General features: G+C 61.4%; 18 protein-coding genes. 3 read left to right on the plus strand and 15 right to left on the minus strand.

What is annotated here, in order from left to right:
- Nucleotides 1–155: 155 nt before the first annotated feature.
- A complete protein-coding gene (locus DVS29_RS35195) occupies nucleotides 156–425 on the minus strand; it encodes a hypothetical protein (RefSeq protein WP_118185707.1) in 270 nt (89 codons plus the stop codon).
- 266 nt (nucleotides 426–691) lie between these two features.
- Between DVS29_RS35195 and DVS29_RS35200 the strand changes: the two genes are divergently transcribed.
- The gene (locus DVS29_RS35200) at nucleotides 692–1,348 is read left to right on the plus strand and encodes a hypothetical protein (RefSeq protein ID WP_118185709.1); all 657 of its coding nucleotides are present in this window, start codon (nucleotides 692–694) and stop codon (nucleotides 1,346–1,348) included.
- Nucleotides 1,349–1,543: 195 nt separating this feature from the next.
- Nucleotides 1,544–2,359, plus strand: coding sequence for a DUF5677 domain-containing protein (locus DVS29_RS35205; protein ID WP_124800759.1), 816 nt, complete (start codon nucleotides 1,544–1,546; stop codon nucleotides 2,357–2,359).
- A gap of 154 nt (nucleotides 2,360–2,513) precedes the next feature.
- Here the strand turns inward: DVS29_RS35205 and DVS29_RS37110 are convergent, their stop codons facing one another.
- The 8 genes from DVS29_RS37110 to DVS29_RS35240 all read right to left on the minus strand — a co-directional run bounded on the left by DVS29_RS37110 (nucleotide 2,514) and on the right by DVS29_RS35240 (nucleotide 9,104).
- Entirely contained in the window at nucleotides 2,514–2,786 is a 273-nt protein-coding gene (locus tag DVS29_RS37110) for a hypothetical protein (protein WP_124800760.1), read from the minus strand.
- A 39-nt stretch (nucleotides 2,787–2,825) separates the two neighbouring features.
- A complete protein-coding gene (locus DVS29_RS35210; protein WP_118185713.1) occupies nucleotides 2,826–3,188 on the minus strand; it encodes a hypothetical protein in 363 nt (120 codons plus the stop codon).
- 4 nt (nucleotides 3,189–3,192) lie between these two features.
- The gene (locus DVS29_RS35215; protein ID WP_118185715.1) at nucleotides 3,193–3,810 is read right to left on the minus strand and encodes a hypothetical protein; all 618 of its coding nucleotides are present in this window, start codon (nucleotides 3,808–3,810) and stop codon (nucleotides 3,193–3,195) included.
- Complete coding sequence (locus DVS29_RS35220) at nucleotides 3,810–4,253, minus strand: hypothetical protein (protein ID WP_118185717.1); 444 nt, start codon at nucleotides 4,251–4,253, stop codon at nucleotides 3,810–3,812. Before DVS29_RS35220 ends, DVS29_RS35215 begins: the two co-directional genes overlap by 1 nt.
- An 838-nt stretch (nucleotides 4,254–5,091) precedes the next feature.
- Entirely contained in the window at nucleotides 5,092–6,975 is a 1,884-nt protein-coding gene (locus DVS29_RS35225) for a VapE domain-containing protein (protein WP_118185719.1), read from the minus strand.
- Between the two features lie 133 nt (nucleotides 6,976–7,108).
- Nucleotides 7,109–7,321, minus strand: coding sequence for a hypothetical protein (locus DVS29_RS35230; protein ID WP_118185721.1), 213 nt, complete (start codon nucleotides 7,319–7,321; stop codon nucleotides 7,109–7,111).
- A gap of 65 nt (nucleotides 7,322–7,386) precedes the next feature.
- Complete coding sequence (locus tag DVS29_RS35235; protein WP_118185722.1) at nucleotides 7,387–7,647, minus strand: helix-turn-helix transcriptional regulator; 261 nt, start codon at nucleotides 7,645–7,647, stop codon at nucleotides 7,387–7,389.
- Nucleotides 7,648–7,862: 215 nt separating this feature from the next.
- Nucleotides 7,863–9,104 carry a tyrosine-type recombinase/integrase gene (locus DVS29_RS35240; protein ID WP_118185724.1) on the minus strand — a complete coding sequence of 414 codons (1,242 nt, stop codon included), beginning with the start codon at nucleotides 9,102–9,104 and terminating at the stop codon, nucleotides 7,863–7,865.
- Between the two features lie 362 nt (nucleotides 9,105–9,466).
- Between DVS29_RS35240 and DVS29_RS35245 the strand changes: the two genes are divergently transcribed.
- Nucleotides 9,467–9,952, plus strand: coding sequence for a DUF2147 domain-containing protein (locus DVS29_RS35245; protein ID WP_118185727.1), 486 nt, complete (start codon nucleotides 9,467–9,469; stop codon nucleotides 9,950–9,952).
- A gap of 123 nt (nucleotides 9,953–10,075) precedes the next feature.
- Here DVS29_RS35245 and DVS29_RS35250 read toward each other — a convergent pair whose 3' ends face one another.
- The 6 genes from DVS29_RS35250 to typA all read right to left on the minus strand — a co-directional run bounded on the left by DVS29_RS35250 (nucleotide 10,076) and on the right by typA (nucleotide 21,022).
- Nucleotides 10,076–10,531, minus strand: coding sequence for a transposase (locus DVS29_RS35250; RefSeq protein ID WP_118185729.1), 456 nt, complete (start codon nucleotides 10,529–10,531; stop codon nucleotides 10,076–10,078).
- 139 nt (nucleotides 10,532–10,670) lie between these two features.
- Nucleotides 10,671–11,768 (minus strand): cell division protein ZapE, encoded by a 1,098-nt coding sequence (gene zapE / locus DVS29_RS35255; protein ID WP_118185742.1) that lies wholly within the window; start codon nucleotides 11,766–11,768, stop codon nucleotides 10,671–10,673.
- Nucleotides 11,769–11,978: 210 nt separating this feature from the next.
- Nucleotides 11,979–13,409, minus strand: a complete 1,431-nt coding sequence (gene lpdA / locus DVS29_RS35260; protein ID WP_118185731.1) for a dihydrolipoyl dehydrogenase — start codon at nucleotides 13,407–13,409, stop codon at nucleotides 11,979–11,981.
- Between the two features lie 144 nt (nucleotides 13,410–13,553).
- The gene (gene odhB, locus DVS29_RS35265; protein WP_118185733.1) at nucleotides 13,554–14,846 is read right to left on the minus strand and encodes a 2-oxoglutarate dehydrogenase complex dihydrolipoyllysine-residue succinyltransferase; all 1,293 of its coding nucleotides are present in this window, start codon (nucleotides 14,844–14,846) and stop codon (nucleotides 13,554–13,556) included.
- A 143-nt stretch (nucleotides 14,847–14,989) separates the two neighbouring features.
- Entirely contained in the window at nucleotides 14,990–17,851 is a 2,862-nt protein-coding gene (locus tag DVS29_RS35270) for a 2-oxoglutarate dehydrogenase E1 component (protein WP_118185735.1), read from the minus strand.
- A 1,344-nt stretch (nucleotides 17,852–19,195) separates the two neighbouring features.
- Complete coding sequence (gene typA, locus DVS29_RS35280) at nucleotides 19,196–21,022, minus strand: translational GTPase TypA (RefSeq protein WP_118185740.1); 1,827 nt, start codon at nucleotides 21,020–21,022, stop codon at nucleotides 19,196–19,198.
- Nucleotides 21,023–21,345 lie beyond the last annotated feature (323 nt).

The following is a 21,345-nucleotide window of genomic DNA, read 5'->3' on the forward strand; positions in this document are numbered from 1 at the left end:
AGACCGAGCTGTGTCATCGAGGAACTCCGTTAATTCGCGTTCTTCCAGGATAGGCCAACCAGACTTCAACGCCAGGACTTTTGCAGACCGTCCCTAGGTTCCGGTCTGGAACCTAGAGTTGGCGTCGACTCGCTCACGCTTACTCAATCGGCTACCTACAGATCTAAATATTCAGCCAGAGCCATATACGCCGCACCTAGTTCATGCTTTCCGTTCGGAGAAAGCATCGTTTGTAGACTTGCCCACATCGCATGTGATGTGCCGTGAAAGACCGACAGCGACACGTGGCCGTTGATCTTGCTAATCACCGCCTCTTGGAATTTCAACATCGTGGCGAGCATCTTCTGATCGCTCGGATCGCTCAAAGCCGCCCGCATCGCTTTTACATATCGATCATATCCACTCTGTTCCTGCTGCTCGTTCATCTCAGTTTTCTCCGGTTAGTACGCCGCGTGTTCGCTGCGTTGAAACCGGATTGGACGAAAAGCCAATGACGGCCGCAATACCAGGGCTTTCACCTGTGGTGCATAAACTACGCGCTAAAAACGCCCTCAAATTTTTCAAAACGCCGCGCGGACCCGTTTGAGGGCACTGGAGCACGCCAAAACAGGGGCTGCATAAGTCAGTGAACAAGTACAGCAATTTCGATTGAGCTACACTCAGCCGTGAAAATAAATTTAACGAGGAGAGAATGGCTGACATCAATGCGGCGTTGATCGGCCTGCTGGGTGTGATGGCAGGTGGCTACCTGAACAATTTCTTTGCGGAAGACTACCGGCGCTTCCGGGATAGCCAATCGCTGGCCGGAGCGCTCGCTGGTGAACTCGAATCACATGGAGACGCGGCGTTGCAGATTAAGAAAAGCCTTGAGTTGCTCATCGACGCGGCGTTGCCCAGGGATAGGATTAAGTTGCCAGTGGAGTGGCAGGAGCCTAACAGCCCGGTATTTGAAGCAAACGCCGGGCAGATCGGAATGCTCGGGCCTGATAGCGCAAAGGACGTTGCCTACGTGTATGAGCTAATCCGAACGTTCCGTAGTTCTATCGCGCTGATTTCTAAGTCTCACGCAGACATGGGACCAGAATGGATGATTTCTATGGCAAACGCTTGCGTGGAAGAGGTCGAACATTGCGAAAAGAGAGGGGGACCGCTTATTGAGAGGTTGCGACGTCACGCCAGCGAGACGTACTGGCGTCGTCCGTCCACCTTAAAACAGCTAATCGTCGCGACGATACTTGTCGGAGCGCTTTTGGCTGCTGCATGGGCGTCCGGTTCGTCATCCTCCCCCACCAACTGCACGACTGTCTTCGATCACGCGAAGGGCGTGCTGAGCACAGTCTGCAAGTAAGCAAGTTGATCCATAGAGGTTCCGCTCCAGAACTTATCGCCTATGGGGCGACTGCTGAATTTTTGATGTATTGCTTCGCCGCGACTGTCTGACGGCAACGGTTCCCCGCACTATCACCCGCAAAACGTGGACGTGTACTTCTCGGTGCCGTCCGACCGTACAATGGTCCAACGCGTGCTCAGATGCGGGGTCAACATGGCAAGCTTCAACGAAATCGGTTTCCTTTCCGACGAGCTTGCGGAGTGGAAGAAGAACGCGCACGACGCGTTCTCTGAAGCTTTTACGATAGCTCACCGGATGAACGAGATGGGCATGCGGATGCTCTGGGACTTGCCCACAGAAGAAATGACTGAGGTTCAGGTCTGGGCGGTTGCCGGTTACGGGCGAGCCATAGAATCCTTTCAAACGTGCATTTTGCTTGCCGAGCGCGGCGCGCTGGCTGAGGCTCGCGCGCTCGCGAGGCTGTGTACTGAGGCGGCAATCCTAACGGCCGGTCTGCTTAAGATAGACGGGACGCTGGCCGCTATGCACGCGGATGGCGCGAAACATAAGCTCAAACTTTGCAACCGGATGCTGGAGCTCAACGCCAGGATCGGCGATGAAAAGGCGCTCGCGCGCTTTGAGGCCGAAAAAGCGAAGGTGATTGCAGAGTTTGGAACCGATCCGAAGTCGTTGAACTATGACGCCCTTGCTCGCCAAGCTGGGCTCGAACTGCTGTATGAGCTTTCGTATCGACACCTATCCGGTAATGGGGCGCACGCTACCGTCGCCGCGCTGGAGCGGAACATGAGCGCGGATGAAGACGGATACATGAGCGGGTATCGTTTCGGACCCGACTATTCCGACATGCGCTCAACGCTGCAAGCGGCCAACGCCGCGATGATTCACCTAATCGGGATTGCCGTCGAGCACCTAGGGCTGAAAAGCTACGATGCGGAAACGCGCGACCTTGTTCTGCACTGGGAGGCTCTTAGGGAAGCGCTAGATGCGCCTGACTCAGCGCAGTTATAACGGTGACTTATGCGGGGATTTTGTGCGCCGCAGCGCTGACACTGCGCCGGGTGTGGCGCTCTAGGTTCTGCCGAAGAACCTCGCCGATGACGCAAGCAAAATGGAAAGGCCGCGTGCTAAACGGCCTTTCCATACAGCTTACTTTCATAGCGCGTTACTTGTCACCGGTCGGCTTTTGAAGAACCCAATGCGTTTCGCCTTTCGGCGTGGGCGGCATGACGTTGTTAATTCCGATGGAGCGCTGCTCCTTCGGGTTGCCAACGGGATGCCAAATCCCACCTTGCGGGCATTTTTGCCCTGTTTTTGCCTTCGTACCTGCAGGAAGTGCCATTTTAACAACTCCGAGTAAACCGCCACACAGCGGCCTCGGTAATTTGCGGGCAATCTGCAGAGGATCAAGGTCGTCTTTACCCAGGGTTTTCACCAAACAGCCTGCTGCGGCGCCGCATGCCGCCGCATGCCGCCCTCACTTCTGCGGAAGGCCCTGCATCCACATCATGCCCGCCAGCGCCCTGCGCTCCTGCTCTTCGTGCAGTTGCGCGATTCGGTCGTTGTGGCCGCCGTAATCGGTGGTCATGCTTTGCCGCCGATGCGTGGATAGCTCGGCCATGGCGCCGTGCCGCGCGAGCGGATCGTCTGAGCGTGCACCTTGGCCTGCGGACACTGATAGGAATGTCGCCGTGGGCTTGCTCGGTGCGGGCTGTGCGGTTGGTTGGGCCGTCTCTTCCGGCTGTGCCTCGGGCTTCACATCGGCCGCTGCGAAGAAGGTCGCGCCGGTGTCCTTCGGTGCCTGTTCGACCTTCTTGTCGCGCTTCGAAAATATGTTCATGTGACTAACTCCTTGTTTGTGCGACCTTCCCGGCCGCGATACGTGCGTCGCGCTCCGCCATGAATGCCTCTGCTTCGGGCGAACCCGGCTCTGGGTGACGCGGACTTGGTTCGTTCAAAATCAACATGCGAAGAGCACGCAACTCGTTGTCTGTGAGATCAACTGCGAACGTTTGCCAGCCCTTCCAGCCTTTGTACCAGCCGCAGTATCGATGACCGTCGTCCGATATGAACTCGCCCTCGTCAGCAGCGATCTCATCAAACACGCCGATGGACTTGTCGAGGAGCTGCGCAGCGAGAAAGCCGCAGACCCAATCGCCCCATACGGCTATCGCGCTGATGAGCCACGCATGTACCTCAAGTGCCGCGTCGTCGGTTAAGTGACGGATCAGGCTGTGCTTGTTGCGCGGGTCGTTGGCGTAAAACCGATTCCATCCGGTCGGATCAAACTGCGGCAGCGGGTCGTTGGCGTCCATGCTCGCGACCGCTTTGTAGAAGTCTTTGAAGGACCGTTCATCGCTCGCAGCGTGAAAGGCATCCTCATATACACGCCGCGCTACCTTCTCGCCAAACTGCTCGATGATCAACGCCAACTCTTCGGCCGTGGGCTTACGCGTCGCCATCAATGCACCCGTTCGCCTGCCGCCTTCTTCTCACGCGCGAGCCGCAGCACGTCTTCCCACGACATTTCGTTGCGGCGTGTACGGCCCTCGGCGTCGACCGTGGTGATGCCGAGCAGCACGTTCAGTTCCTTGATCGCGTTGAGCTTTGTGCTGCCCTTCTCCAGCGGATTTTCGACGAGTCGCAGCAGGTGCATGATGGCCGTGTTGGCGCTCCACTCGGTGGACGGGTTCATCGCCTCCAGTACGACCTTCTTGCGTGCGATGACGTACTCATCGGATTCCGCGAATCGGACCCATTGCGGTGCATCTTCGGGCCGGATGTGCACGCGCAATGCTGCTTCGAACGGGCTACAGCCGCGAACGATGTGGTCAACGTACTTGTCGTATGCGTTGCGCAGGTTCTCGTCCATCGAGTCGCGCAAGGTGGCGTATCGATCGTCCATACTATGGACTCCTAGCTTTAGTGTTCACTCGCGCGAATCGTATCGCCGCCCGGTGTACTTGGCTGCGGTCGACTGTGTTCACGAATAGAGGTTCTATCTTGGAACCAATAGCGCCTTTACCGGCGCAGGATTGCCGGGAGGTTCGATAGATTACCCTCGCGGCACCCCGCAAAAAGGGCGGAGCGCGAGGCCTCGAAGCGATAGGAGGCTCTAGGCGTGGTCGGCATTCTCGGACGTCTCCTAGTCTGCGTCGGGTCACGCCGATGGCGCGGAACACTCGTTTAACAGGCCGGATCATCGGGCGTCGCGTCGGCGTCTGCGCCGGGTTCGGTCGACGATTTCAGCCGCGTGTGCGACGGTGCGTGGAGATTTGCCGCGAACGCTGGGGCTGGCCGCGTGCTGTGGTCTGGTGAGGCTGCACGGCCTGAGTGCTCAAGCTGCTGGCCGCAGGACAGAAGCGCACGAAGTGCTGATGATCAAGCCTTGAGTGTGCCGCTGGGCAAGCGAGTTCTCCCGGCCTGAATTTCTCCCGCCAATTTCTCCCGGCCCTAGTCTGTTGATTTCTTTAGTAATTCTATTAATTTCGGGAGAAAGGGAGAAAGGGAGAAAGGAAAGCGGTAAGTCGCCGAAGACCGTGAAAAGGAAGGTCGCCCCCTTGTGCGGGAGATTTTAAATTTCTCCCTTCTCCCGCTTTCTGGATAAAACACATAAGATTCAAAGACTTAACTCCGGGAGAAATCGGCGGGAGTTCTCCCCGAAGTTCTCCCGCGCCCAGATAGAAACGCAAAGGGCCGCACGCGGCGACCCTCGGCAAATCGTCAACCTCCAGCAAGCATCATCAGAACCCTTCGCTCTCGATCTCGTCTTGGCTTTTGCCGTCATTCTTGTCAGGCGTCTCTTCCCGCAAATACAGTTGTACAAACGCCTTCACGAATTCCTCCCGGTCACCGTCCCCATCACGAAACGCGCCGAATTCCAGATCATCGAACACAAATGCGGTGACGTTCAGCACGCCGCCGCCAGCGCGCCCCTTCTTCGCCCCAACTGCTTTCATCTTCTTCGCGATTTGCTGCGGCGTGAGTACACGTTTTGTGATGTGTTCGTACGCGGTCTGAATGTCCTTCGTCAGCAGTCGAAGGCCACGAACCTTTTCACCATCAACGCGAATATCAGAGATGATGGCGTGATTCCTCACACAGCGATATACGACATGCGGAAAGTGCTCGTCCAGCGTCTTGTCACGGACCGTCCCTTGATCAGCATCCTTCTCTGCTTTGGAAAAGCGCTTCACCATCGAGGTCGTTGCGGCGACCACCTTTTTGTATCCGCCCTCATCGCGGTACTCCATCCAAATCTGACACGCCTTCATCATTAGCCAAAGCCGCTCGGCAAACACCTCGGGATCAAGACTCGCTTTTGCATCCGGTGCCCATCGCACAGAGCCGGTTGCGCCGGGAATCTCTCCGACGAAGATCGGGAACATGCGGCGTTCACCTTGCGACTCGTCGTTAGCATCAGTATCGTCGCTGTCTCGCCATAGCCCTTCGTACCGGTTTGCATCGGTAATGAAGATCCATTGACGTCGCCACGGACCGGAAAAGCCAAATTTCTGATCAAAGGTGTCGGTGGTATTCGTCGAGAACGATTTCCACTTCCGAAGGTCGATCTTGCCGAAGCCTGTCATCTCAGACATATTGGCGACAATCGATAGGCCGTAGATGTTTCGCAGGAATTCCTTCCGGTCGCTCACAGGGTCATACGGAACCGCATCGACGCCCGGATCAAACATAAGCGCGCGACACAACAGCGTCGAAAAGTACGACTTGCCGGCATCCTGCGGCCCAAACAGCGCCATCGTGATAGGAGCCAAGCAACCCGGCGACATAATGCGATTGAAAAGCGACAGGCACCAGTATTTCGAAAACAGTCGATTGTCGGGAGAGTCTACGCAATTGAAAGTCTGGATCAGGAACATCTCCATCCGATCCTCCAACGCGTCATCCGCGTCGATGACTACGTTCGCCAACCGGGCCTTGATGCGCTCCGAAATGTCATTGAACTTGTATGTCTTGGCCCAAACTTTGAGCTCTTTTATGAGCACTTCCGCCGACAGCCCTTTCAGCTTGGCGGCGCGTGCGGCCTCCATCAAGTCTCGCGCCGCCCATTCGTCGTCTACCACGGCACCTTGTTCGTCCACCAACATGCGGCGGGCTGTGTCGTAGTGGACGTCATCAATCGTACCGCCGACAAACAGCGCATCGAAGAAACGCTGCATATTGATCGAGGTGGGTGAAGGAAGCACCGGAATGGCCTGCCCCATCGCCTTCATGGCCGTCGCCTGCGCCGGAGTGATGTCCGGGTCGCGCCGAAGATCGATAAAGCTGATGAGGTCTGGCACCGCCAAGAGAGCTTTTGCGCGCTCGACAAGATTCTTGTGACCTTCGCGCTTCTCACGGAGCAGTCGCGCTTGACCTTCGGCAGCGGCCAAGGTTTGCTTCTTCCGCTCTTCCGCACGGCGCGCATTGACCTTCGCGCCGAACCCAACCGCGCCGAGCGTCAGCCCGTCTTCGTCGGTGGTGAAGCAAATGCCTTCAGTGTCGTAGCAGTCGTAGTATCCATCCTCGCGCAGCTTCGCTTTGGGGTACAAATCAAACACCCTAAGCCTCTGTTCCTGAACGGAATTTTCAACGTGGCTATTCTCTTCGACATTGGGCGCACCCATAATATCTTTACCTTCTGCATCGCCCGGATTTTTCTGGGACTTCTAAGCCCGCTCAGGATCGTCAGCCTAGCGGGCTTTCTTTCGTCTGCGCGTCGGGCTGCGGCGCGGACGTTACGACGGTCAATCGAATGACTTACGCGCCAACCTGGGGCGCTTCCTTCAACGGGCGGCGATTCGGTCGCATGCCGCTGTGACACGCGAGCGCGTCGGGCCGCTCCTCCATCGCGTGAATGACCGCACGACGCATAAATTCGCTCTGCGTCAGGCCCATTCTTTCAGCCGTTTCAATCACCTTCGCCCGGAGTTCGGACGAAGCGGTACAGAACAATTTCACGTCGCCTTTCATCGTGTTCTCCTCGCGTCGGGACGGCTAAAGTATCTACTTGCAGCCGGTGTCCGAGTTCACCACCGTCACGCCGCCTCACCCTGCGCGGCGCTGACCGGGTGCCGCCGCTTCCACTCGTCGGGGCCGATCTCCATCCACTCCCGAATCTCTTCGACCCGCCACAGGCGCAGCACCCCAGAAACGCGCAGCGGTTCGGGGAAACGGCCATCCTTGATCAGACGCCAAACGGTCACGTTCGAGAGGGTGATGACCGGGCGGATCATCGAGAAACGCACCATCCCCGTTTGCGGAAGCTTGTTAGTAGTACTAATTGAATTGTTATCCATTTGAAAGCTCCTGTTGATGCGAAACCACGTCGCGCAAAAACAAAAAGACCCGAGAAGCCGCAAAGCCGGAACGTCCGCTATCGAACGTCCTGACTCGTGCCCATCGGGTCTTTCGGGTGGGCCCTCCGTGTTAGCGGCCCGTTACTACCATTAAGTATTGTTAGCTTATCCGAGAAAATGTGAACACGCCGGAAGCCAAAGTGTAACAAATTGTTTCACGCAGCGCGGCGACGCTTCAGCCCGATCACGTCAGCGCCCGCCGCTAGCGAGTCGACCAAATCGGCGTAGTGCTGGAGGGCTTCGCGCCGCTCCTCGGCTAGCTCGTGATGGTGGTACGCGCTCGCAACGCCGCGCTCGCCATGCGCCAGCAGCAGTTCTACCACGTCACGCCGGAAACCGTGTTCGCGCAGGATCGTCGCCGCCGTGCCGCGAAGGCCGTGCGGCGTGAAGTTGCCCGGTACGCCTTCGAGCCTATCGAAGAAGTTCGTGACCGTCGAGACGTTCGGCGGGGTCTTGCGATGCGCGAACGTGGCGAACACATACTCACCGCCGCCCGTTAGCTCCTTCTGCTTCAGCAAGATCGTGACGGCCTGGCTCGGCAGGAACACGCGGTGCGGCTTGCGCATCTTCATCCGCTCTCCCGGAATCGTCCACGTGCCCTCGTCCAGGTCGAACTCCGTCCACTTCGCGGCGACGGCCTCACACTTCCGGCACATCGTCAGCGCGATGATCCGGGCACAAGCGACCGTCGAAGGGTACGTTGCGCTGTCGTCGTGCTTCGCGAGCGCGCGCCAGAACGTACCAAGCTCCGGTTCGCTTAGGTGTCGGTGGTGTGTCGAGGCCGGAACCTTCACCACGCCGCGCATCGCGTGGGCCGGGTTCGTCTCGACGCGAAGCTTGCGGATAGCGTGGTCGAAGATTTGCGCGATCAGTGCACGGACCTTCTCTGCCGTGACGGGCGTCTTGCGCAACCGCTCCATGATCTCCAGCACGTCGCGCGGCTTCACGTCGGTTAGCTGCTTCGTTCCGATGTGCGGCCACACGTGAAGGTCCAGGCGCGCGCGGAGCCGTTCGCGGTAGCCTTCGCTGGCGTCCCCCAGCTGCTCGACCAGGAAGACCTCCGAGAAGCGTCTAAACACTCCTTCGCTGGCCTCAGCGGCCCGTCGCTGGGCTTCCTTCTCCTCCTTCTTCGCTGCGGCCGGGTCATCGCCGTTCGCCAGCTTCGTGCGTGCCGCTAGATGGCGGTCGCGGGCCTCCTTCACACCGATCTCCGGATACTGGCCGAACGTCACTTCGCGGCGCTTCGTTCCGAACGTGTAGGCGTAGCACCAAGTGCGCGTTCCGGCCGTCGATACGCGCACGAAAAGTCCGCCGCCGTCCGCGAGTTTGTAGGTGCTGTTCTTCGGCTTCGCTGCGTTCAGCTTCGCCGGGGTAAGTGAGTAGTTTACGTGTCGCATAAAGAACCTTACGGTGGGTCGTTCAGGCGCGGCGTTCCCCGTAAAAATCCCCGCAAAACTCGTCGAAATCACCGCGATCAACGAGAACTAGAACGAAACAACGGGAAACGATAAAAGCGCTCACAACACCTTGATCCTAAAGGCTTTCGGTGTTCGCTTTAAACCATCGAGAAACAACCGGAAGGGTCGCGAAACAAGAGTTAGAAGATCCACTATCAAACGCGGCGCGTGGTTTCACGTATGCTGCCCAGGTCGATGGCGGCAGCCGCAACCATCGATCATGGCTACAGGCATGGCGTCCCCTGCTGTTCACACGACGCTGCGCGATCCGCTCGCGACGATTTCCAACAAGGAGGAAGACGATGATGCAATTGACCCGCCGCGCCCGTTCGATGGCGCTCAGTACCGCAAAACATGCCGCGCTCGCCGGCGTGCTCTTCGCCACCGCGATGACGGCCTTCGCACAGTCCGCTACCCCGGTCGGCACCTGGCAGACCATCGACGATCACACCGGCAAACCGAAGGCGCTCGTGCAGATCAGCCAGGATAGCGACGGCTCGCTGTCCGGCAAGGTCATCAAGGGGCTCGGCCCGAACGATCAGCCGGATCGCCGCTGCACCGCGTGCACCGATGCGCGCAAGGACCAGCTGATCCTCGGCATGACGATCATCGACGACATGAAGAGCGACGGCAGCAACTGGGACGGCGGCCAGATTCTCGACCCTGAGAACGGCAAGGTCTACAAGTGCAAGATGCACCTCGAGGACGGCGGCCAGAAGCTGGTCGTACGCGGCTATATCGGCGTGTCGCTGCTCGGACGCTCGCAGACCTGGGTTCGCCAGCAGTAAGTTACGCGGCCTTCGCGGCCCGCGCGGCGCTATCGCCGCCCGCAAAAGGAAACCGGCCGAACGAATCGCTTCGTTCGGCCGGCTGTTGTACTGGAAAAGCTGCAGCGGGTCCTGCTCGATCTGTCATGCCGCGCGCTTGAAGACATCGGCAAGCGTGAATGCCACGGTTTCTTCGGGCTCACGCTCCGACGCCTGCGGCTTGTGCGGCGAGGCTGCTGCCGCTTCCGCGACCACCAGCTGGGTTTCGTCTGCCTGCGCGGCCTGATGCGAGCGCATGCGCTGCTCCATCGTTCCAAACAGCACGCGGCTCGATTCGCCGTACAGCTCCACCAGCACGCGCTCCATCACACCCGTTTCGTGCCATGCATTGAAGCGGCGATGGCAGGTTTGATACGACGGGTATTTGCGCGGCATGGCGGACCAGGTGGCGCCGCTATACATCACCCACAGCACGCCGTTCAGCACGGCACGGGTATTGGCAAGCGGGCGGCCGCGCAGTTCGGTGCGCGGCTTCAGTTCGGGCAGCATCGCGGCGATGCGATGCCATTCTTCATCGGTTACATCACGGTACGGGGTCACGGATCAGTTCCTTCGTCACAATAATCAGACGAAGATAGCGATGCCCCCATACAGCCGATATCGGAACACTCCGAATCTTGAAAAAGCCGCGGCGAGGTCTTTCGAGACGACCGAAATGGCTTACCGATCAAGCACTTGATCAGGTCAGCGAGGTATCGACGAGACGCCTCGGCGCATCCAGATATTCCTTCGACTGCATCTCGACGATGCGCGACACCGTGCGTGTGAACTCGTTGGCCATCGGTCCTTCGACGTACAGCTCCTCAGGCGGCACCGCGGCCGACATCAGCAGCTTGATCTTGTGGTCGTAGAACACGTCGATGAGCCACGTGAAGCGGCGCGCCTCGGACTGCATGCGCGGCGTCATCTGCGGCACCTCGGAGAGGATCACCGCGTGAAAGCGCGTCGCGAGCTCCAGATAGTCGTTCTGCGAGCGCGGGCCGCCGCACAGCGTCGCGAAATCGAACCACACGACGCCATCCGCCTTGCGCAGCGCCTTCAGCTCGCGCTGCTCGATGCGCAGGATCGGGCTTTCGTCGGGCACCGCGGCGAGACTCGTGAACGCCTTGCGCAGCGACTTGTCCGCGTTGGCGCCGAGCGGCGTGTGGTAGACCTCGACCTGCGCGAGCGTGCGTTGCCGGTAGTCGACGCCCGCGTCCACGTTCAGCACGTCGAGCTTGCTCTTGATCAGCTCGATCGCGGGCAGCATCCGGTCGCGGTGCAGACCGTCCGGGTACAGCGTGTCCGGATCGTAGTTGGACGTCATCACGAACTGCACGCCGTTCTCGAACAGCTTGTCGAGCAGGCGATACAGGATCATCGCGTCGGCGATGTCGGACACGTGGAACTCGTCGAAGCAGATCAGCCGGTAGCGCTTCGAGACGCGGCGCGCGAGTTCGTCGAGCGGATCGGCCGTGCCCTTCAGCTCTTCGAGCTCGCGGTGCACTTCGCGCATGAATTCGTGGAAATGCAGCCGCGTCTTGCGCTGGACCGGCACGACCGCATAGAAGCTGTCCATCAGGAAGCTCTTGCCGCGACCGACGCCACCCCACATGTACACGCCGCGCGGCAGGTCCGGATGGATCAGCCACTTCCTGAACGTGTTCGAGCGTCGCGCCTTGTACGCGCTCCACTCCTCGAAACACCGTTGCAGCCGGTCGACCGCCGCGCGTTGAGCCGCATCGGACTGATAGCCCCGCGTCTGCAATTCGTTTTCGTAGTATTCGGTGACGTTCATGATCTGCCCATCCGGGCGCAAATAGCGCAATCAGACGCCGGCCGCGCACCCCGCGCTCCTGCCGGCGCGACAGGAAAAACAAACGACGAAGGCGGCCGGATCGACTCCGCCCGCCTTCGCCGTGTGCCGCAGTATCGCGCGGCGTCCGCTTATGGAAACCCTCGACGAAATGCTCAGGAATCCGGAAAAGACGCCGTGCAGCCTGCGCAATTACATGTTCAGCGCGCGCTTGTCGACAGCGAGTGCCGCTTCGCGCATCACTTCGGAGAGCGACGGGTGCGGATGGCAGATCCGGCCGATGTCTTCCGACGCCGCCTTGAACTCCATCGCCACCACGGCTTCCGCGATCAGGTCCGATGCGTTCGCCGCGATGATGTGCACGCCGAGCAGTTCGTCCGTCTTCGCGTCGGCGATCATCTTCACGAAACCGTCCGGCTTGTTGATGCCGAGCGCGCGGCCGTTCGCCATGAACGGGAACTGGCCGGCCTTTACCTCGCGGCCTTCGGCCTTCAGCTGCTGTTCGGTCTTGCCGACCCACGCGATTTCCGGCTCGGTGTAGATCACCCACGGAATGCAGTTGTAGTCGATGTGCGGCTTCTGGCCGTCGATGATCTCGGCCACCAGCACGCCTTCGTCTTCGGCCTTGTGCGCGAGCATCGGGCCGCGCACCACGTCGCCGATCGCGTACACGTTCGGCACCGACGTCGCGCAGTGGTCGTCGACGTCGATGAAGCCGCGCTCGTTCGCCTTCAGGCCGATCGCTTCCAGCCCGAGGTTGTCGGTGTTCGGCACGCGGCCGATCGACACGATCAGTCGGTCGGCGTCGAGCGTCTGCGCGTTACCGTCCTTGTCCGTGTACGCGATCGACACGCTGTTGTCCGTCGTCTTCACTTCGCCGACCTTCACTCCGACGTGAATGTCGAGGCCCTGCTTCTTGAACTGCTTCGCCGCTTCCTTCGCGAGCGCCTGGTCGCACGCGCCGAGGAATTCCGGCAGCGCTTCGAGCACCGTGACGTCCGCGCCGAGACGGCGCCACACCGAGCCCAGCTCCAGACCGATCACGCCCGCGCCGATCACCGCGAGCTTCTTCGGCACTTCGGTGAACGACAGCGCGCCTTCATTGTCAGCGACGATCCTGTTGTCCACCGGCACGTTCGGCAGATGACGCGCCTTCGAGCCCGTCGCGATGATCACGTTCTTCGCGGTGACGACTTCGGTTTCGCCTTCGCCGGACACTTCGATCTGCACGCCAGCGTCGGTCTTGCCGGTGAACTTGCCATGGCCCTTCAGCCACGTGATCTTGTTCTTGCGGAACAGGAACTCGATGCCCTTCGTCATCTTCTCGACGATGCCTTCCTTGCGGGCCAGCATCTTCGCGATATCGACCTTCACGTTCTCCACGCTGATGCCGTGGTCCGCGAGGTGATGCGATGCGTTCTCGAACTCTTCCGACGACGCGAGCAGCGCCTTCGACGGAATGCAGCCGACGTTCAGGCACGTGCCGCCCAGTTTCAGCGCGCCGGCCGGGTTCTTCCACTTCTCGATGCACGCAACCGACTTGCCGAGCTGCGCGGCGCGGATCGCCGCGATATAGCCGCCGGGACCGGCACCGATCACGACGACGTCGAATTCTTTGGACATGACAATCCTTTTGATGGTCGGGCGACGCGGCCGCGCTTCGCGGCGCGTCGCCACAGTACTGCGGAATGCGAGAGGCTTGACGCCGGGATCGCGACGCCGGCGCGCGGCGTGGGGCCGCGGCCGCGCATCGCGATCCAGCCGGCGTTACAGGTCGAGCAGCAGGCGCGCCGGGTCTTCCAGCGCATCCTTCATCGCGACGAGCGACAGCACCGCCTCGCGGCCATCGATGATCCGGTGGTCGTACGACATCGCGAGGTAGTTCATCGGACGGATCACGATCTGGCCGTTCTCGACGACCGCGCGCTCCTTCGTGGCGTGCACGCCGAGAATGGCCGACTGCGGCGGGTTGATGATCGGCGTCGACAGCATCGAGCCGAACACGCCGCCGTTCGAGATCGAGAACGTGCCGCCCGTCATTTCCTCGATGGACAGCTTGCCGTCCTTCGCCTTCTGGCCGAATTCAGCGATCTTCTTCTCGATGTCCGCAAGGCTCATCTGGTCGGCGTTGCGCAGGATCGGCACCACCAGGCCGCGCGGCGAACCGACCGCGATACCGATGTCGAAGTAGCCGTGATAGACGATGTCGTTACCGTCGATCGACGCGTTCACGAGCGGGAACTTCTTCAGCGCATGCACGGCCGCCTTCACGAAGAACGACATGAAGCCGAGCTTCACACCGTGTTCCTTCTCGAACCTGTCCTTGTACTTGTTGCGCAGGTCCATCACCGGCGCCATGTTCACTTCGTTGAACGTGGTGAGGATGGCGTTGGTCTGCTGCGACTCGAGCAGACGCTCGGCGATACGCGCGCGCAGACGCGACATCGGCACGCGTTGCTCCGGACGGTTGTTCAGCCACGATTCGGCCGAAGTCGGCGCCTTCACGTCCGGCAGCGACGGACGCGCGGCCTTCGGCGCAGCGGCGGGTGCTGCAGCGGGCGCGGCCTTCGCGGCCGGTGCGCCCGCACCCAGCACGTCCTGTTTCGTGATGCGGCCATCGCGGCCCGTGCCGGCGACGTCGCCCGATGCGAGGCCCTTCTCGGCCATCAGCTTGGTTGCGGCCGGCGACGACGCCGTGCTCGCACCTGCCGCGGCGGCGGGCTGCGCGGACGGAGCCGGGGCCGGTGCAGAAGCAGCAGCCTGGGTGGTTTGCGGGGCGGGCTTCACTTCCGCTTCCACGGCGGCAGCGCCGGCCTTCCCTTCGGTGTCGATCTTCGCGATCACTTCGTCGGCGACGACCGTGTCGCCGTCGTTCTTGATGATCTGCGCGAGCACGCCGGCGGACGGCGCCGGCACTTCGAGCACCACCTTGTCGGTTTCGAGTTCGATGAGGATCTCGTCCTGAGCGACGGTCTCGCCCGGCTTCTTCTTCCACTGCAGCATCGTTGCTTCAGAAACCGACTCCGAAAGCTGGGGAACCTTGACTTCAACAATAGCCATGTGATTTTCCTGAATACGTATCTGGTGACCAACGAGCCGGTCCCGTGCCGCACGCGCCACCCTCTGTTCGATCGATGGGAAACCTGCGCGTCAGATGCGGCACGGGAAAGCGCAGTGCGCTTTCCCGGTTCGTTCGAGTAGTTTTATTTCGCGATCGACGCGCTCTTCAGACGTCCGAATGCACCTTCGACGAGCGCCTTCTGCTGCTCGTAATGCTTCGCGTAGTAGCCGACTGCCGGAGAGGCCGAAGCAGGACGGCCGCTGTACGCGAGCTTCATGCCGTCCTTCATGCCTTCCTTCAGGTGGTGTTCGACGTAGAACCACGGACCCTGGTTCTGCGGCTCATCCTGCACCCACACGACTTCCGTCGCGTTGTCGTACTTCTTCAGCTCGGCTTCGAACTGCTTGTGCGCGAACGGATAGAGCTGCTCGATACGCACGATCGCGACGTCCTGCGACTTCGCTTCGCGGCGATGCGCGACGAGGTCGTAATACACGCGGCCCGAGCACGCCAGCACGCGCTTGACCTTCTTCGGATCGATCGCCGCATCCACTTCGCCGATCACCGGCTGGAACGAGCCTTTCGCCAGTTCCGACAGGTCCGACACCGCTTCCTTGTGGCGCAGCAGCGACTTCGGCGTGAAGACGACGAGCGGCTTGCGGAACAGGCGGATCATCTGGCGGCGCAGCAGGTGGAAAATCTGCGCCGGCGTGGTGGGCTGCACGACCTGCATGTTGTGCTCGGCGCACAGCTGCAGGAAACGCTCGATACGCGACGACGAGTGCTCCGGACCCTGGCCTTCGTAGCCGTGCGGCAGCAGCATCGTGAGACCCGACACGCGGCCCCACTTCACTTCGCCCGACGAGATGAACTGGTCGATCACGACCTGCGCGCCGTTCACGAAGTCGCCGAACTGGCCTTCCCACGCGACGAGCGTGTTCGGCTCGGCCGTGGAGTAACCGTATTCGAAGCCGAGCACCGCTTCTTCGGACAGCACCGAGTCGATCACCGTGAACTTCGCCTGACCTTCGGCGATGTTCTGCAGCGGGATGTACGTGCCGCCGTCCCAGCGCTCACGGTTCTGGTCGTGCAGCACCGCGTGACGGTGCGTGAACGTGCCGCGGCCCGAGTCCTGACCCGTGAGGCGCACGGCGTAGCCCGACGCGACGAGCGACGCGTACGCGAGGTGCTCGCCCATGCCCCAGTCGAGCTTCGATTCGCCCTGCCCCATCGCGCGGCGATCGTTGATCACGCGCTCGACGAGCGGGTGCACCTTGAAGTTCTCGGGCACCGTAGTGATGCGTTCGGCGAGGCGCTTCAGTTCGGCGAGCGGCACGGCGGTGTCCGCAGCGTCGGTCCACTTGCGGTTCAGGAACGGCACCCAGTCGACCGCGTACTTGCTCTTGTAGTTCGACAGGACCGGGTCGACCGTGTGGTTGCCCTCGTCCATCGCCTTGCGGTACGCCTTGACGAAGTTGTCGGCGTCTTCCGCGCTGATCACACCCTGCTGCACGAGCTTCTCGGCGTACAGCGCGCGCGTGCCCGGGTGCTTCGCGATGGTCTTGTACATCAGCGGCTGCGTGACGGCCGGCGTGTCCTGCTCGTTGTGGCCGAGCTTGCGGAAGCAGATGATGTCGACGACGACGTCCTTGTGGAACTGCATCCGGAAGTCGATGGCGAGCTGCGTGGCGAGCACGACCGCTTCGGGATCGTCGCCGTTCACGTGCAGCACCGGCGCCTCGATCATCTTGACGACGTCGGTACAGTACAGCGTGGAGCGCGCGTCGCGCGGGTCCGACGTGGTGAAGCCGATCTGGTTGTTGATGACGATGTGCAGCGTGCCGTGCGTGCCGTAGCCGCGCGTCTGCGCGAGGTTCAGCGTTTCCATCACAACGCCCTGGCCTGCGAAGGCCGCATCGCCGTGGATCTGCACCGGCAGCACCTGCAGGCCGTCTTCGTCGCCGCGGCGGTCCATCCGGGCCTTCGCCGAACCTTCGACGACCGGGTTCACGATCTCGAGATGCGACGGGTTGAACGCGAGCGACAGGTGCACCGGGCCGCCGGCCGTCGACACGTCCGACGAGAAGCCCTTGTGGTACTTCACATCGCCGGCCGGCAGGTCGTCGACGTGCTTGCCTTCGAATTCGGCGAAGAGGTCGGCCGGCATCTTGCCGAGCGTGTTCACAAGCACGTTCAGACGGCCGCGGTGGGCCATGCCGATCACGATTTCCTGCACGCCGTTCGCGCCCCCGTGGCGCACCACTTCATCCATCGACGCGATGAAGCTCTCGCCGCCTTCCAGCGAGAAACGCTTCTGGCCGACGTACTTGGTGTGCAGGAAGCGCTCGAGCCCTTCGGCTGCCGTCAGGCGGTCGAGGATGTGCTTCTTCTTGTCCGACGGGAAGCTCGGCGTGGAGCGGATCGATTCGAGCTTCTCTTCCCACCAGCGCTTCTGTTCCGGATCGCTCAGGTACATGTACTCGGCGCCGATCGTGCCGCAGTACGTATCGCGCAGCGCCTTGACGATCTCGCGCAGCGTGCCCTGCTCGAAACCGAAGTACAGGTTGCTCGCGTTGAACGTCTGGTCCATGTCGGCTTCTGTGAAGTCGTAGAACGCAGGTTCGAGTTCGGGGATGGCGGGACGCTCGCGGCGCTTCAGCGGATCGAGATTGGCCCACTGGGAGCCGAGGAAGCGGTAGGCGCTGATGAGGGACTGGACGAAGACCTGCTTGCGGGCGATCGCGAGTTCGTCGCCGCCGGCTTGCGCGCGCGGCAGGAACGCGTTGGCCTTGGCGCGCTGCGCGAAGGATTCGACGATGGGACCGTGGGCGACGTCGTTGGCGCTGGTACCATCCGACGCGGGCACGTTCTGCAGAGCGTCGAAGTAGCTGCGCCATTCATCCGGAACGGACGCCGGATTGTCGAGATACGCTTCGTACATTTCTTCAACGTACGGAGCATTGCCGCCGAACAGATACGAGTTCGACTGGAGTTGCTTCATCATTTTACGCTCACCTTTCTTCGAGTTTCTCGAGAAATAGCGGGTTCATCAACCTTCCGCGACACGGCCTGACCGTTTAGCGGATTGCGCGAATCAAGTCTTGCTTGGAAGGACCTTAACTTGCATCGCGAAACTATAGCACACAACGCATAGTGCTGATAGTTGACATGCGGGCGCAAAGGCTTGCCAGGTGAGGCTTTCGGATTCCGCAAGCGTCTTTTTGTTGCGGCGCGAAAGGATCGGCGCAATGCGCGTTGCAACGCGTCGCCGACGCGGATCGCACAGGTTTTCCCGCGGCTGCAACCGTACCCGCAGCGGATCGCGATCGCACGCTTCCGCAATACCAGGTTGGCACCCTCGCCCATGCCGTCGCGCGCAAAGTGAGTTCGCGCGATCGCATCGGCTCGCGCCGCGACGTACCGCGGCTGACCGATGCCTCCTTTCGGGTCGCGCGATCCTGATCAACCGATCTACAGGGAGCTTCGATGATCAACATCACCAGCGCTGGCGATGCGCCATCCTACGGCTACGACGCGGGTTCCCCGGACACCGGCCGGCAATTCGAAGGTGACCCGAGCATTCGCCCGGGTCCGTCCGTGGTCTAGCCGAGTCCGACGGGTCAGGCGGGGCTCGACAAACTCCGTGCGAGCGCATCGCGCGCGGAAAGCGCTGTGAGTACGTACGTCAATGCAGTGAAGGCATTCGCACACGGGCAAAGCGGACCGACAGGCGCTGACGACATCCGGAAGGCGGCATCTCAGGCGATGGACGCCGTCCTGGAATTCGAAAATATGGCGAATACGTTGTTGGGTGCGCAAAGCAGGCCGACACGGACCACCTCTCCCCAACCATCCAATCCGCGTGCAAATGCGGCTCAAGCCTTGCAGGCTCAAGCTCCGCAGGCCCAGGCGGGAACGCCGCACGCCTCGCGGGCCCAGAATCCGTCCGGTGCCGGCGGGTCGGGAAATGGCGCTTCAGCGCCCCCGCGTCGTGCGCCAAACCACCCCGGCGCACGAAATGGAACGGCGCAGCCGCTGCGGTCCCGGCCGCCTCAGGAACGCGCAGACGCAGCGCCTGGTTTGCAGGATCAGCCGAACCCTGTCGGGCTGGAGGAGATGGAGGCGCAGATGCAAAGCGCGCTGGAAGCGTATAACGCCGCAATGGGTCAGTTGGTGAGGACACGAACGGAGCCAGCGAACGTCGGCGATATCGATGCGATGGGATCGCGGCTGGAAGGTGTTCTGAACCAGCTGGAAGATGCCGTTGCCCGGTCAGTGGCCGCGCGGCAATCGCCAGGACGGGGAAGCAGCGTGCGTGACACGCGGCTTCCCGTGCTCTCCGGCGAGCTTAATCGACCGCGGCTTCGCGGCTTGCGCGGCGGCGCTCGTGCTCCTTCAGGTGACGCTTGCGCAGACGGATGCTTTGCGGCGTGACTTCGACGAGTTCGTCCTCGTCGATGAATTCCACTGCGTATTCGAGCGACATCTGGATCGGCGGCACGAGGCGCACCGCTTCGTCGGTGCCCGACGCGCGCACGTTGGTCAGCTGCTTGCCCTTGATCGGGTTCACAACGAGATCGTTGTCGCGGCTGTGGATACCGATGATCATCCCTTCGTACAACGCATCGCCCGGCTTCACGAACATACGGCCGCGGTCCTGAAGCTTCCACAGCGCGTACGCAACCGCCGCGCCGTCGTCCTGCGAGATCAGCACGCCGTTGCGGCGTTCGCCGAGCGAGCCTTCGCGCACGGGCGCGTATTCGTCGAACACGTGGCTCATCAGGCCGGTGCCGCGCGTGAGTGTGAGGAACTCGCCCTGGAAGCCGATCAGGCCACGCGCCGGGATGCGGTACTCGAGACGCGTGCGGCCGCGCGCGTCCGACGCCATGTCGAGCATCTCGCCCTTGCGGCGGCCGAGCTCCTCCATCACGCCGCCCTGGTGGCCGTCTTCGACGTCGACCGTCAGCAGTTCGTACGGCTCGTGCTTCACGCCGTCGACCTCATGCAGCACCACGCGCGGACGCGACACCGCGAGTTCATACCCTTCGCGGCGCATGTTTTCGATCAGGATGGTGAGGTGCAGTTCGCCGCGGCCCGACACTTCGAACACGGTTTCGTCGCCGGTGTCCTTCACGCGCAGCGCGACGTTGTGGTTCAGCTCCTTCATCAGACGGTCGCGAATCTGGCGGCTCGTGACGAACTTGCCTTCCTTGCCCGCGAGCGGCGACGAATTGACGAGAAAGTTCATCGTCAGCGTCGGCTCGTCGACGGTGATCATCGGCAGCGCTTCAGGCGCGTCCACCGCGCAGATCGTCGCTCCGATGCCGATGTCTTCGATGCCGTTGATCAGCACGATGTCGCCCGCTTCGGCCGACTCGACCTGCACGCGCTCGAGGCCCTTGAACGACAGCACCTGGTTGATCTTGCGGTTCATCGGCTCGCCTTCCGGGCCGAAGCGCAGCGCGACCTGCTGGCCGGGCTTGATGCTGCCGCGGTTGATGCGGCCCACGCCGATCCGGCCGACGTACGTCGAGTAGTCCAGCGACGTGATCTGCAGCTGCAGCGGCGCGTTCGGGTCTGCCGGACGCACCGGCACGTGTTCGAGAATCGCTTCGAACAGCGGCCGCATGTCGCCTTCGCGCGCGCTCGGGTCGAGGCTCGCGTAGCCGTTCAGGCCCGACGCGTAGATGATCGGGAAGTCGAGCTGCTCTTCGCTCGCGCCGAGCTTGTCGAACAGGTCGAAGGTCTGGTTGATCACCCAGTCGATGCGCGCGCCCGGACGGTCGATCTTGTTGACGACGACGATCGGCTTGAGACCGAGCGCGAGCGCCTTCTTCGTGACGAAGCGGGTTTGCGGCATCGGCCCTTCCACGGCGTCGACGAGCAGCAGCACGGAGTCGACCATCGACAGCACGCGCTCCACTTCGCCACCGAAGTCGGCGTGGCCCGGCGTGTCGACGATGTTGACGTGCGTGCCTTCGTACTCGACCGCGCAGTTCTTCGCGAGGATCGTGATGCCACGTTCCTTTTCGATGTCGTTCGAGTCCATCACGCGCTCGGCGATCTGCTGGTTCTCGCGGAACGTGCCCGACTGGCGCAGCAGCTGGTCAACGAGGGTGGTCTTGCCGTGATCGACGTGAGCGATGATGGCGATATTGCGAAGGGCGCGGGTCATAGGAGCCTGAAAGCCTGTCTACAGTACGTTGAGTGCGCGGAAGCGGACGCCCGTGTAAACCATGCGGGCACCGCGATGCTGCATTGCTGCCTGCCGGACGATGCAGTCCTCACCGGGTTGTTCGGGAATCGCCCAGGGGGACAGCAATTGACGCGAAGTCAGCGCACTTTTGGGAACCTGAAATTATAGCACGCGGGCGTGACTGAAATTAAGCGCCACAGTCAATACCCAGGGCAATCGCATTAGGACGCCCGCCGCATGCCGAGTACATCTCGGCGGAAATCATCGTCCCACGCGGCCTGCTTGAGCTTGGCCCGTACCGA

Source organism: Paraburkholderia phosphatilytica, from assembly GCF_003443895.1.
Lineage (GTDB): Bacteria > Pseudomonadota > Gammaproteobacteria > Burkholderiales > Burkholderiaceae > Paraburkholderia > Paraburkholderia phosphatilytica.